Origin of the sequence: Agromyces mediolanus (assembly GCF_044917495.1) — a bacterium.
Taxonomy (GTDB): Bacteria; Actinomycetota; Actinomycetes; order Actinomycetales; family Microbacteriaceae; genus Agromyces; species Agromyces mediolanus_B.
The window spans coordinates 21,276-33,865 of record NZ_JAVSSI010000004.1 but is presented as its reverse complement, the minus strand read 5'-3'; the positions used below and the strand labels follow the sequence as shown (position 1 = coordinate 33,865).

Below are 12,590 nucleotides of genomic sequence, written 5' to 3'. Positions count from 1 at the left end.
GACCATGACGAACGACACCCAGAGCGGATCCTGCTGCAGCACCGGCATCACCCCGGGCGACGCCGCGCACGCCGCGGCGGTCACGGGGCACGGCAGGGCGAACCTGCTCGGCGGGGGCGCCGACGACGAGACCACCTGCCCGGTGATGGTGGGCAGCCGGGTCAGCAAGGTCGCCGCCGAGGCGGCCGGACTGTTCCGCGACTACGAGGGCGAGCGCTACTACTTCTGCTGCGCCGGCTGCGGGCCCGCGTTCGATTCGGACCCGGCGAAGTACGCCGCGAACGTGGCGTAGGCCGCGAGGGCGGCGCCCCGGACGTTGTGGGTGGCCGGGGTCCGAAGCTCCCCCGAACCTGCGGACCACGCCGGCCACCTCAATTGCTCTGTTTCCACCTCAGGGCGAAGCGTTACAGGCGGATTCAAGATTTTCTGAGAAATCTCGTCCGGCCCGGGACGCGGCGCTCGTCAGGGCCGGGTCGCGACCTCGAGCAGCTCGAGCAGGTGCCGGTACGGGCGGCCCGTCGCCCGGGTCATCCCGATCTCGCAGGTGCGGTTCGCGGAGACGTGCCAGTCGGCGTCGGCGGCGATCACCTCGGCCGCCTCGCGGGCTGTCGCGCTCGCCGTGAGCTCTGGGTGAAGCAGCCCGCGGTCGCCGGCGAAGGCGCAGCAGCTCCAGTCGTCGGGCAGCACCACCTCGGCCGCGACGGCGTGCGCGATGCGGTCGATCGCGCCGCCCGCGCCGAGCGCGGCCGTCGAACAGGTGTGGTGCACGGCGACCCGGCCGACGGGGGCAGTCACCGCGAGCGCCGGCAGGATCCGCTCGGCCGCGAACTGCGTCGCGTCGACGAAGCGCAGCGCGGGCGCGTCGCGCCCCGCCGCTGCGGCGAGCTCCTGCATCGTCGCGAGGCCCTCGGTGCAGGATGCCGCGTCGCACACGATCGGCAGCCGGCCGCCGTCGCTCGCGGCGAGGAGCGCCGGTAGCACCCGCTCGGTCATGGCCGCGTAGCCGTCGAGGAAGCCCTTCGACTTCCACGGGGTGCCGCAGCAGAGGGAGCCGATGCCCTCGGGCACGACGAGCTCGAGGCCGGCGCGCTCGGCGAGCTCCAGGAGGGCCGCGGTCGCGCCGATGCCGCCCGGCTCGGGGCCGAACATGGTGCCGATGCACGCGGCGAAGAACACGGCGTCGGCCGTTGCGGGATCGCCGCCGGGCGCCGGACGTTTCGTGCCGCCGCGGGGCAGGCCGCCGTCGTAGGCGGGCACGGTGTCGCGGCCGAGGAGCGCCCGCCCGACGGCCGTGGCCGCCGTCGGCAGCGCCGCGGGCAGCGCGTTCGCGACCGTGAGCGCCGCCCCGCCGAGCCGGGTGACGGGCCCCCAGGCCGCGGCGGCGGCCGACCAGCCCGCGTTCAGGACCGTGTTCGCCCGCTCCGCCCGGAGCCGGCGCACGAGGTCCCCGGTGTTGATGTCGACCGGGCAGGCGATGGCGCAGAGCCCGTCGACGGCGCAGGTCTGCTCGCCGTCGTACTCGTAGTCGTCGCGCAGCTCGGCGGCGAGGGCCGTGTCGCCGGCGGCCTCGGCGCTCGCGATGTCGCGGCGGAGGGCGATGCGCTGCCGCGGCGTGAGGGTGAGGTCCTTGCTCGGGCACGTCGGCTCGCAGTAGCCGCACTCGACGCAGCGGTCGACCTCGGCCTCGACGGTCGGCACGAGCTTCAGACTGCGCAGGTAGGAGCCGGGCTCGTCGGACAGCACGACGCCCGGGTTCAGCAGTCCGCTCGGGTCGAAGAGCCGCTTCACCTCGCGCATGATCTCGTAGAGCTCGTCGCCGTACTGGCGGCGCACGAACGGCGCCATGATGCGCCCGGTGCCGTGCTCGGCCTTGAGCGAGCCGCCCTGGGCGAGCACGAGCTGCACGAGGTCCTCGGTGAAGCGCTCGTAGCGGGCGAGCTGCTCCGGGTCGTCGAAGCGCTCGCCGAGCATGAAGTGCAGGTTGCCGTCCTTCGCGTGGCCGAAGATGACGGAGTCGTCGTAGCCGTGCTCGGCGAAGAGCTCGATCAGGCGTTCGCACGTCGGCAGCAGGCGCTCGACGGGCACGACGATGTCCTCCAGGAGGGCGGTGGTGCCGCTCGGACGGGCTCCGGCGACGGTCGTGTAGAGGCCCTTCCGCACGTGCCAGAGCGCGGCGCGCTCGGCGGCGTCGCTCGTGAAGGCGGCGGGCGTCGCGAGCGGCAGCGCGTCGAGGAGCGGCGCCGCGCCGGCCAGGGCGGATGCCAGCTCTTCCGCGGTCTCGGCCTGGTACTCGACGAGCAGCGCCGTGTGCCCGTCGACCGCGAGGGCCGCGATCTGCGCGGGCACGTCGGCGGCGCGCTGGGCGACGAGCAGGGACGTGGCATCCATCAGCTCGATCGTCGCCGCGCCCGTGGCGACGAGCTCCGGGAGGGCCGCCGTGGCGTCGCGGAGGGAGGGCAGCACGAGGAGCGCGGTCGCCGCGCGGGGGAGCAGCGGCACGGTGTCGAAGACGGCCTCGGCGACGAAGGCGAGCGTGCCCTCGCTGCCGACGACGAGGTGCTCGAGGATGCGCAGCGGATCGGCGAAGTCGAGCAGGGCGTTCAGGCCGTAGCCCATGGTGTTCTTCATCGCGAACTGCTGCCGCACGCGCGCGACCGCCGCGGGGGAGGCGAGCAGGCGCTCGCGGAGGCGCAGCAGCCCGGCGTGCAGCTCGGGCTCGCGGGCGGCGAGGAGCTCGGCGGCATCGGGCGCCCCCGTGTCGAGCACCGTGCCGCTCGGCAGCACGAGCCGGAGCGAGGCGATCGTGCGGTACGCGTTCTGCGTGATTCCGCAGGCCATGCCGCTCGAGTTGTTCGCGATCACGCCGCCGATCGTGCAGGCGATCTCGCTCGCCGGGTCGGGGCCGAGTTTGCGGCCGTGCCGCGCGAGCCGCTGGTTCACCTGGCGCACGGTGGCGCCGGGTTCGACGCGGACGGTGCGGCCGGACTCGCCGACGCGGATGCCCCGGAAGCGCGCCCGGGTGTCGACGAGCAGCTCGTCGGTCACCCCCTGGCCGGAGAGGCTCGTGCCGCCGGAGCGGAAGGTCACGCTGCAGCCGGCCGCACGCGCGGCGGCGAAGACCGACGCGACGGCCTCGGCGTCGTGCGGGGTGACGACGGCCTCGGGGACGAAGAGGTAGTGGGAGGCGTCGTGGGCCTTCGCGAAGCGGTCGATGGAGCGCACGCTCACGGTGGCGCGCTCGCCGAGGAGGGCGGCGTCGAGGACGCTGGCGACGGCGGCAGGCGACATTGGCTGGCTCCCGGATTCGGTGAAGGCAGAATTGTTAGACAAGTATACCGAGGCGTTCGGGCACGTAGACTGACGCGCGGCGGAAGGGCGAGCGCATGGTCGAGGGGATCCGGGTCACCGGCGTGGTCGACGCCGTCGCCGAGGCGCTGCGCGCGGCCACGATCGGCGGCGAGCTCGAGCCCGACCGCGCGGTCACCGAGGCCTGGGTCGCCGGCCGCTTCGCCGTCGCCCGGCCGAGCGCCAAAGCCGCGATCGAGAAGCTCGTCGCCGAGGGCGTGCTCGAGCGCACCGCCCACCGCAGCGCCCGCGTCCGCCGCCTCGACGCCGACGCGGTGCGCGACGTCTACCGCACGCGCCGCCGCATCGAGAGCGCGGCGATCCGCGAGCTCGCGGAGAAGCGGACACGGCCGGATGCCGCGGCCGAGGCGGATGCCGAGATCGCCGCCCACCTCGGCGGCTCGAGCGTCGACATCGTCGACCCCGACCTGCGGTTCCACTCGGCGATCGTCGACGCCCTCGGCAGCGAGCGCACGAGCCGCGCCTACCGCTCGCTCACCGAGGAGGTGCGGCAGTGCATGGCGCAGGTGCAGGGTCGCGGGCTGATCTCGGTCGACACGATCCTGGCCGAGCACGAGCGGATCCTGGAGCTCATCGCGGCGGGCGACGGCGAGGCCGCCGTCGCCGTGCTCGCCGAGCACCTCGGCCGGGCCGAGGAGCGCCTGGCCGCCGCGGTCGCCGCGCCGTAGGGCGCCGCCCCGCTTCGACGAGCTCAGCGAACCAGGGGCGGCTCAGCGGACCAGGAATCCGCGGGTGCAATCCGGGCGAACCGGGTTAGCGTGGAACGAAGATGCGCCGCGCATCGTCGCGACGCGACGTTCCGGGGGGAGACGCATGTACTACAGCACGGGCAACTACGAGGCGTTCGCCAGGCCGCGCAAGCCGGAGGGGGTCGACCGGAAGTCGGCCTGGTTCGTGGGGGCGGGGCTCGCCTCGATGTCCTCCGCGCTCTTCATGATCCGCGACGGGCAGCTGCCGGGGGAGCGGATCACCATCCTCGAGCGGCTGCCGCTGCCCGGCGGCGCGCTCGACGGCATCAAGAAGCCGGAGAAGGGCTTCGTCATCCGCGGCGGCCGCGAGATGGAAGACCACATGGAGTGCCTGTGGGACGCGTTCCGCACGGTGCCCTCGCTCGAGATCGAGGGCGCGAGCGTGCTCGACGAGTTCTACTGGCTCAACAAGGACGACCCGAACTACTCGCTCTGCCGGGTCACCGAGCAGCAGGGGCAGGACGCGCACACGAACAACCTCTTCGGGCTGAACGACACCGCGCAGAAGGACATCGTGCGCATCTTCCTCGCCACCCGCGAGGAGATGGAGCGCAAGCGCATCGACGAGGTCTTCTCGAAGGACTTCCTCGAGAGCAACTTCTGGCTCTACTGGCGCACGATGTTCGCCTTCGAGGAGTGGCACTCCGCCCTCGAGATGAAGCTCTACCTGCACCGCTTCGTGCACCACATCGGCGGACTGCCCGACCTGTCCGCGCTGAAGTTCACGAAGTACAACCAGTACGAGTCGCTCGTCCTGCCGATGTACCGCTGGCTGCTCGACCAGGGCGTCACCTTTCACTTCGACACGCAGGTCACCGACATCGACTTCTCGATCGACGGGGACGAGCCGGATGCCCCGAAGCGCGCGACCCGCATCCACTGGGTGCAGGGCGGCGTCGAGGGCGGGGTCGACCTCGGCGAGGACGATCTCGTGCTCGCCACGATCGGCGGGCTCACCGAGAACTCCGACGAGGGCGATCAGCGCACCCCCGCGAAGCTCGACGAGTCGCCGGCGGCCGGCTGGGCGCTCTGGCAGAACATCGCGGCGAAGCATCCGTCCTTCGGCCGACCGGAGGTCTTCTGCGGCGACATCCAGAAGACGAAGTGGGAGTCGGCGACGGTGACGACGCTCGATGCGCGCATCCCCGAGCACATCCGCCGCATCGCGAAGCGCGACCCGTTCAGCGGCCGCGTCGTCACCGGCGGCATCGTCACCGCCCGCGACTCGGCGTGGCTGATGAGCTGGACGGTGAACCGCCAGCCGCACTTCAAGCAGCAGCCCGCCGACCAGATCGTGGTCTGGGTGTACGGGCTGTTCGTCGACGTGCCGGGCGACTACACGGGCAAGACCCTGCAGGAGTCCACGGGCGAGGAGATCACCCGCGAGTGGCTCTACCACCTCGGCGTGCCGGCGGAGGAGATCGACGAGCTCGCAGCGGAGGCGGCGACGTGCGTGCCGGTCATGATGCCCTACGTCACGTCGTTCTTCATGCCGCGCGCGGCGGGCGACCGGCCCGACGTCGTGCCCGCCGGTGCGGAGAACTTCGCCTTCATCGGCCAGTTCGCCGAGACCACCCGCGACTGCATCTTCACGACCGAGTACTCGGTGCGCACCGGGATGGAGGCCGCGTACCGGCTGCTCGGCGTCGACCGCGGCGTGCCGGAGGTGTTCGGCTCGACGTACGACGTGCGCTGGCTGCTGAACGCGACGAGCCGACTGCGCGACGGGGCCGAGGTGGAGCTGCCGGGGCCGAAGTTCCTCCGCGAGCGGCTGTTCGCGAAGCTCGACGGCACCGAGATCGGCGAGCTGCTCACCGACTACGCGCTCATCCCCGAGCGCGGGGCGACGACGAAGCGCGAGCGCACGGACGACGCGATCGAGTGAGCGCCCCGCGCTGACCCGCTGAATCGCTGACCCGCTGAACCGCTGACCCGCTGAACCGCTGACCCGCTGAACAGACGAGTTGCCCGACTTCCATGAAAGTCGGGCAACTCGGGGGTTCCCGATGAACTCGGGGGTCCCAATGCGGCGCGCGCGCCGTGCTGCCGGCGCGCGCGGGGATCACATCGGGGGCATCAGCACGCTGTCGATCAGGTAGACCGTCGCGTTCGCGGTGTGGACGCCGCCGCAGATGACGTTGGCGTCGTTGACCTTGAGCGAGTCGCCCGAGCCGGTCACGTCGACCGTGCCGCCCTGCACCGTGGTCTGGGTGCCGACGACCTCGTCGGGCGAGAGCTGACCCGGGACGACGTGGTACGTGAGGATCGAGGTGAGCGTCGCCGAGTCGGTCTTCAGCGACTCGATGGTGGCCGGGTCGATCTTCGCGAACGCGTCGTCGACGGGCGCGAAGACGGTGAACTCGTCGCCGTTCAGCGTGTCGACGAGGTTCACGTCGGGGTTCAGCTGACCGGAGACCGCCGCGACGAGGGTCGTCAGCAGCGGGTTGTTCGACGCGGCGACCGCGACCGGGTCCTGCGACATGCCGACGATCGAGCCGGCGCCGTCGGGCACCTGCTCGGCGTAGGCCGCGCAGCCGGAGCCGACGAGGTCGGCGGCGGGGTCGGTCTCCATCGACTCGGCCGAGGGCGTCGACTCCGTCTTCGGGGTCTCCTCGTCGCTCGAGCCGGACGATGCGCCCATGCTGCAGCCGGCGAGGCCGAGCGAGGTGATCGCCGCGAGGGCGACGAGGGCGGATGCGGTGCGAGTACGGAACGTGCGCATGGACTTCCTCCTTCGGATGCGTCGTCCCGGGACGGGCCGACACCGGGGGTTCGGAGGCATCCGCCGATCGGATTGGACGAATCGCGGATGCCTCGTCGGATGCGCTGCGGATGCCGCGCCGGATGCTGCGTCGGATCCCGCCCGGCGGCCTCGGCCGGGACGGCTGCGGGCGCCCCGGGCCATCCGATCCGGCCGCCGCTCCGAATCCCTCGCAGCCCAGTCGTCGCCCACCGGAATCGAGGCCTCCCATGATCGCACTCGCCCTGATCGGCCTGGCGGGGGGTCTCATCACCGGGATCTCGCCGTGCATCCTCCCCGTGCTGCCCGTCATCCTCCTCTCCGGCGGTGCGCAGAGCGCGCGCAGCACGGCGTCGCCCGGCCAGGACCCCGACGGCGTCGCGGCCGCAGCCCCGCCCGGCCCGAGCCGGTGGCGCCCCTACCTCGTCATCGCCGGCCTCGTCGTGAGCTTCAGCCTCATCACCCTCGCCGGATCGCTCGTGCTCGGCCTCCTAGGCCTGCCCCAGGACGTGCTCCGCTGGGCCGGCCTCGTCGTGCTCGTGCTCATCGGCATCGGCCTCATCGTGCCCCGCTTCGAGGAGCTGCTCGAGAAGCCGTTCGCCTGGATCCCCCGGCGCAGCGTCGGCACCGAGGGCAACGGCTTCATCCTCGGGCTCGTGCTGGGCACCGTCTACGTGCCGTGCGCCGGCCCCGTGCTCGCGGCGATCACCGTGGCCGGCTCGACCGGCCGAGTCGGGGTGGAGACCATCGTGCTCACCGTGACCTTCGCGATCGGCGCGGCCGCCCCGCTCCTCCTCTTCGCCCTCGCCGGCCGCCGCGTCGCCGAGCGCGTCGCGGCGTTCCGCAAGCACCAGCGCGGCGTGCGGATCACCGGCGGCATCGTCATGATCGCGCTCGCCGTGGGGCTCGTCTTCGACCTGCCCGGGGCGCTGCAGCGGCTCGTGCCCGACTACACCGGCGACCTCCAGCGCCAGCTCGCACAGTCGGAGGAGGTCACGAAGGCCCTCGACCTCGGCGGGCTCGTCACCGACGAGAACCGCGAACTCGACCAGTGCACGAACGGTGCCGCCGAGCTCGAGTCCTGCGGGCAGGTGCCCTCGATCCGCGGCATCCAGCAGTGGTTCAACACCCCGGGCGGCGCCGCCGTCGACCTCGACGAACTGCGCGGCCGCGTCGTGCTGATCGACTTCTGGGCGTACTCCTGCATCAACTGCCAGCGCTCCATCCCGCACGTCGTCGCCTGGGACGAGGCCTACCGCGACGCCGGACTCAGCGTCGTCGGCGTGCACTCGCCCGAGTACGCCTTCGAGAAGGAGCCGCGCAACGTCGAGGCGGGCATCCGCGACTTCGGCATCCAGTACCCCGTCGCGCTCGACAACGACCTCGCGACCTGGACGAACTTCCGCAACCGCTACTGGCCCGCCCACTACCTCGTCGACGCCGACGGCGTCGTGCGCCAGGTGTCGTTCGGGGAGGGACACTACGCGGACACCGAGCGGCTGATCCGCGAACTCCTCGAGGACGCCGATCCCGGCGTCGCGCTGCCCGCCCCGACCGAGGTCGCCGACGAGACCCCCGACGCGGGCTCCACGACCCCGGAGACCTTCCTCGGCACGACGAAGCAGGCGAACTTCGGCGGTGCGGAGGCGTACCGGCGCAGCACGAGCTCGTTCGCCTTCCCCGAGGAGCTCCGCGACGACGCCTTCGCCCTCGACGGCGCGTGGTCGCTCGACACCCAGTCGATCGCGCCGACGGGCGGCGGACCCGCCGCCGTGCGGCTCTCCTACCTCGCCCGCGAGGTGCGGATGGTGCTCGGCGGCGAGGGCGTCGTCACCGTACGCGACGGCGACGAGACGCAGCGGATCGAGATCTCCGGCGTCCCGCGCTCCTACCGCCTCCACCAGTCCGACGCCCCCGAGCGCGGCACCCTCGACGTCACGGTCGAGGGCGACGTGCAGGCCTACTCCTTCACCTTCGGATGATCCAGCTGCTCGAACGACCTCGTGCCGAACGGGCCTCGCCCGGCCGGGCGTCTGACATGCTTGGACGCGTGAGCGACGACGTTGGTGAGCAGCAGGAGCGATCGCTCGACGCGCTCCTCGGCGACGTGGCGACGGGCGACCGGGCCGCCTTCGGCGAGCTCTACGACCGCACGGCGCCGCGGGTGTTCGGGCTCGTGCGACGGATCCTCGTCGACGCCGCCCAGGCGGAGGAGGTCACGCAGGACGTGTTCCTCGAGGCCTGGCAGAACGCGGCGCGCTTCGACGCCGGTCGCGGGGCGGCCGTCGCCTGGCTGCTGACGATCGCGCACCGGCGCGCCGTCGACCGGGTGCGCTCCGCGCAGGCCGCCGCCGACCGCGACCTCAAGGCCGGCGTGCGCGAGCTCGCGTCCCCGCAGGAGGATGTCGCGGAGCGGGTGGAGCTCCGCGTCGAGCACGAGCGGGTGAGCGTCGCGCTCGCCGAGCTCAGCGAAGCGCAGCGCACCGCGCTCGCCATGGCCTACTACGAGGGCAAGAGCCAGTCCGAGATCGCGGTCGCGCTCGAACTGCCCCTCGGCACCGTGAAGACCCGATTGCGCGACGGCATGATCCGCCTGCGCCACCTGCTGGGGGTGACCTCATGACCGCACCCGACGAGTCCCGAGCTCCCGACGAGTTCGGCCCGCCCGACGCGGAGCTGCGCGCCCTCGCCGCCGCGTACGCGCTCGATGCGCTCGACGGCGAGGAGCTGCGCCGCTTCGAGACCGAGCTCGCCCGATCGCCCGAGCTGCAGGCCGAGGTCGACGCCTTCCGCGTCGTCGCCGCCGGCCTCGGCGAGGACGTGCCCGAGCTCGCGCCGCCGCCCGCGCTGAAGGCGTCCCTGTTCGACCGCCTCGACGAGACGCCGCAGCTGCCCGTGACGGATGCCGGGCAGGCGCCCGCTGCGCCTACGCCCGCTGCGCCTACGCCCGCTGCGCCTGCGCCCGCTGCGCCTGCGCCCGCTGCGCCCGCCGAGCCCCTGCCCGCGCCCGTCGCGCCGGCGCCGCCCGTCGACGAGCTCGCCGAGCGCCGCCGTCGGCGTCGCCTCGTCGCCACGCTGACCGCGGCGGCCTCCGTCGCGATCCTCGTGATCGGGGTCGCGGTCGGGATCGGCTGGTCTGGCCCGAACGGCTGGGGCGCGCAGCGCGAGATGGCGGCGATCGAGGCCGCCGCCGACGCCCAGAGCCAGACCGTCGAGGTCGCGGGCGGCGGTGAGGTGACCCTCGTCTGGTCGGCCGAGCTCGGACGCAGCGGACTCGCGGCGAGCGGGCTGCCGGAACTCGGACCCGACCACGTCTACGAGCTCTGGTACATCGACGAGTCCGGCCCGGCTCCGGCTGGCGTCCTCGCGGACGGCGCGGACCCCTGGCGGGTGCTCGACGGCGACTTCACCGACGGCGTCCTGGTGGGGATCACGGTCGAACCGGCGGGCGGCTCCGAGCAGCCCACGACGGAGCCCATCGCCGCGGTCCAGACGTGAGCGCGACCGACGCTCCCGACGCGCTCGAGGAACTGGCCCGCGCGGTCGCCGCCGACGACGAGCTCCGTCGGCGGCTCCAGCGGCGCACCCTGACCGTCGTCGTCGCGAGCCAGGTGCTCGGCGGGGCCGGCCTCGCCGCGGGGGTCACCGTGGGCGCCCTGCTCGCGCAGGAGGTCCTCGGCAGCGACGGGCTCGCCGGCGTCCCGACCGCGCTGTTCACGCTCGGCTCCGCGCTCGCCGCCTTCCTCGTCGGCCGGATCACCCAGCGCCGGGGACGCCGGCTCGGGCTCGGACTCGGCTTCGCCGCGGGCGGCCTCGGCGCGGCCGGCGTCGTGATCGCCGCGGTCGCCGGCAACGTGCCGCTGCTCTTCCTCTCGCTGTTCGTCTACGGAGCGGGCACGGCGACCAATCTGCAGGCGAGGTACGCCGGCGCCGACCTCGCGACCCCGCGCAGCCGGGGCACCGCGGTCAGCATCGCGATGGTGTCCACGACGCTCGGCGCGGTCGCCGGTCCGAACCTCGTCGAGCCCCTCGGCCGGCTCGCGGAGTCGTGGGGCATCCCGGCGCTCGCGGGGCCGTTCCTGCTCGGCGGCGCCGCCTACGTCGCCGCCGGCGCGGTGCTGCTCGCGCTCCTGCGCCCCGATCCCTTCCTCCTGGCGCGCCGGCTTCCGGATGCCGAGACCCCCGCGGCCGAGCCGGCTCCCGCGGCCGAGCCGCCCGCCGTCAGGCCCGTCGAGGCAGCCATGCCGTCAGCGGCATCCACTCCCGCCGCATCCACCGCGCCGCTCGCACCCGCGCGCCCCGGCCCGGGCGCCTACGCGGGCGCCGCCGTGATGGTGCTCACCCAGATCGCGATGGTCGCGATCATGACCATGACGCCCGTGCACATGCGGGCGCACCATCACGGGCTGAGCGAGGTCGGGCTCGTCATCGGCCTGCACATCGCCGCGATGTATCTGCCCTCGCTCATCACGGGCGTGCTCGTCGACCGGGTCGGCCGCACGCCGATGGCGATCGCCGCGGGCGTGACGCTGCTCGCGGCGGGCGTCGTCGCGGCTGTGGCGCCGGCGGACTCGCTCGGCCTGCTGATCCTCGCGCTCGTGCTGCTCGGGCTCGGCTGGAACTTCGGCCTCATCGCGGGCACCGCGCTCGTCGTCGACGCCACCGTCCCGGCGAACCGGGCGCGCACGCAGGGCACGATCGACGTGCTGATCGCGCTCGCGGGCGCCGGGGGCGGCGTGATGTCCGGGGTGGTGATGGCGGCGTCGAGCTACGCGACGCTCGCGCTCGCGGGCGGCGTCCTCTCGCTCGTGCTCATCCCGGTGCTGTTCTGGGCGAACCGGGCTCACCGCCGGGCGCAGCGGACCGGCTAGAACAGCCCCCACAGCTGGGCGAGCATCGCGACCGCGGGCACGAGCGGGAGCATGAGCCAGGCGGCGAACACCGGGGCGGCGCAGACGCCCAGCACGAGGAGCGCCAGCGCGGAGCCGACGACGCCGAGACCGTCGAGCCGGCTCATGATGCGTCCGGGAGCATCTGCGGGCACTCGCCGCCCGGCTCCGTGGACAGCTCGAAGTGCCACATCTCGTTCGCGTAGGTCTGGCAGAGCCCGTAGTCGGAGCCGTGCTGCGAGAGCCAGCTGTCGGCGTCGGTCGGCCCGATGTCGATCGCGCGGCCGGTGACGTGGTTCGAGCCCTCCGGGGTGCTGACGAAGCGCCGCGCCTCCTCGAGGCTCCCGTACTCGAGCACCGCGTCGTCGAGGAGCTGCTGCTGGTACTCGGCGCTCCGCCATCCGCTGGTGACCCGGAACTCGATGCCATCGGCTGCGGCATCCGCTGCTGCGGCCCGGGTGGCGTCGAGCAGCGCGGCGTCGAGCTTCGTGATCGCGGGGACGTCGTCGTGGAGCGAGATCCATTCCCCTTCCGGAATGTACCCGTCCTCGACATCCACGACGCCGTCACCGCTGGCACCCGAGTCGCCCTCGGCACCGGCCGCGGGCGGGTCGGCGGTGATGGGCGTGTCGAGTCCGCCGGCGCCGATCCCGCCGACGAGGCCGGGCGAGGCCGCCGCGGCGCCGATGAGCGCGGCGCCGATCGCGAGGAACGCGAGGCCGGCGGCGACGGCGGCGAGCACGGCGACGCGGCGGCGGCGGAAGACGGGATCGTGATGGGTTCGCATGCCTCGAGTCGACCGCGGCGGCCGTTGCCACGGCGTCTGCGATTCCCGATACGCGCGCG

Annotated in this window: 11 protein-coding genes; 7 read left to right on the top strand and 4 right to left on the bottom strand. The window is 73.4% G+C overall.

Annotated features, from left to right (window positions below):
• Positions 1–4 precede the first annotated feature (4 nt).
• On the top strand, positions 5–292 hold the full coding sequence (locus ROT00_RS07225) for a YHS domain-containing protein (protein WP_404773572.1): 288 nt from the start codon (positions 5–7) through the stop codon (positions 290–292).
• Positions 293–462: 170 nt separating this feature from the next.
• Here ROT00_RS07225 and ROT00_RS07220 read toward each other — a convergent pair whose 3' ends face one another.
• Positions 463–3,288: an FAD-binding and (Fe-S)-binding domain-containing protein gene (locus ROT00_RS07220; protein WP_404773570.1), complete on the bottom strand. Its 2,826-nt coding sequence runs from the start codon at positions 3,286–3,288 to the stop codon at positions 463–465.
• Between the two features lie 95 nt (positions 3,289–3,383).
• On the opposite strand from ROT00_RS07220, the gene ROT00_RS07215 reads away from it, so the two are divergent.
• A complete protein-coding gene (locus ROT00_RS07215) occupies positions 3,384–4,034 on the top strand; it encodes a GntR family transcriptional regulator (RefSeq protein ID WP_404773568.1) in 651 nt (216 codons plus the stop codon).
• Between the two features lie 145 nt (positions 4,035–4,179).
• A complete protein-coding gene (locus tag ROT00_RS07210; protein WP_404773566.1) occupies positions 4,180–6,000 on the top strand; it encodes an oleate hydratase in 1,821 nt (606 codons plus the stop codon).
• Positions 6,001–6,177: 177 nt separating this feature from the next.
• On the opposite strand, the gene ROT00_RS07205 is transcribed toward ROT00_RS07210, so the two are convergent.
• A complete protein-coding gene (locus ROT00_RS07205) occupies positions 6,178–6,837 on the bottom strand; it encodes a fasciclin domain-containing protein (protein ID WP_404773564.1) in 660 nt (219 codons plus the stop codon).
• 248 nt (positions 6,838–7,085) lie between these two features.
• Between ROT00_RS07205 and ROT00_RS07200 the strand changes: the two genes are divergently transcribed.
• Genes ROT00_RS07200 through ROT00_RS07185 form a run of 4 tightly spaced genes read left to right on the top strand, consistent with a single transcriptional unit; the run spans position 7,086 to position 11,726 of the window.
• The gene (locus ROT00_RS07200; protein ID WP_404773562.1) at positions 7,086–8,837 is read left to right on the top strand and encodes a cytochrome c biogenesis protein CcdA; all 1,752 of its coding nucleotides are present in this window, start codon (positions 7,086–7,088) and stop codon (positions 8,835–8,837) included.
• A 56-nt stretch (positions 8,838–8,893) separates the two neighbouring features.
• The gene (sigK, locus tag ROT00_RS07195) at positions 8,894–9,478 is read left to right on the top strand and encodes an ECF RNA polymerase sigma factor SigK (RefSeq protein ID WP_404773560.1); all 585 of its coding nucleotides are present in this window, start codon (positions 8,894–8,896) and stop codon (positions 9,476–9,478) included.
• On the top strand, positions 9,475–10,353 hold the full coding sequence (locus ROT00_RS07190; RefSeq protein ID WP_404773558.1) for an anti-sigma factor: 879 nt from the start codon (positions 9,475–9,477) through the stop codon (positions 10,351–10,353). Before sigK ends, ROT00_RS07190 begins: the two co-directional genes overlap by 4 nt.
• On the top strand, positions 10,350–11,726 hold the full coding sequence (locus tag ROT00_RS07185; protein ID WP_404773556.1) for an MFS transporter: 1,377 nt from the start codon (positions 10,350–10,352) through the stop codon (positions 11,724–11,726). Before ROT00_RS07190 ends, ROT00_RS07185 begins: the two co-directional genes overlap by 4 nt.
• On the opposite strand, the gene ROT00_RS07180 is transcribed toward ROT00_RS07185, so the two are convergent.
• The gene (locus tag ROT00_RS07180; RefSeq protein WP_404773554.1) at positions 11,723–11,872 is read right to left on the bottom strand and encodes a hypothetical protein; all 150 of its coding nucleotides are present in this window, start codon (positions 11,870–11,872) and stop codon (positions 11,723–11,725) included. The two genes, ROT00_RS07185 and ROT00_RS07180, sit on opposite strands and share 4 nt — an antisense overlap.
• Positions 11,869–12,531, bottom strand: a complete 663-nt coding sequence (locus tag ROT00_RS07175; protein WP_404773552.1) for a M15 family metallopeptidase — start codon at positions 12,529–12,531, stop codon at positions 11,869–11,871. Before ROT00_RS07175 ends, ROT00_RS07180 begins: the two co-directional genes overlap by 4 nt.
• Positions 12,532–12,590: the final 59 nt, after the last annotated feature.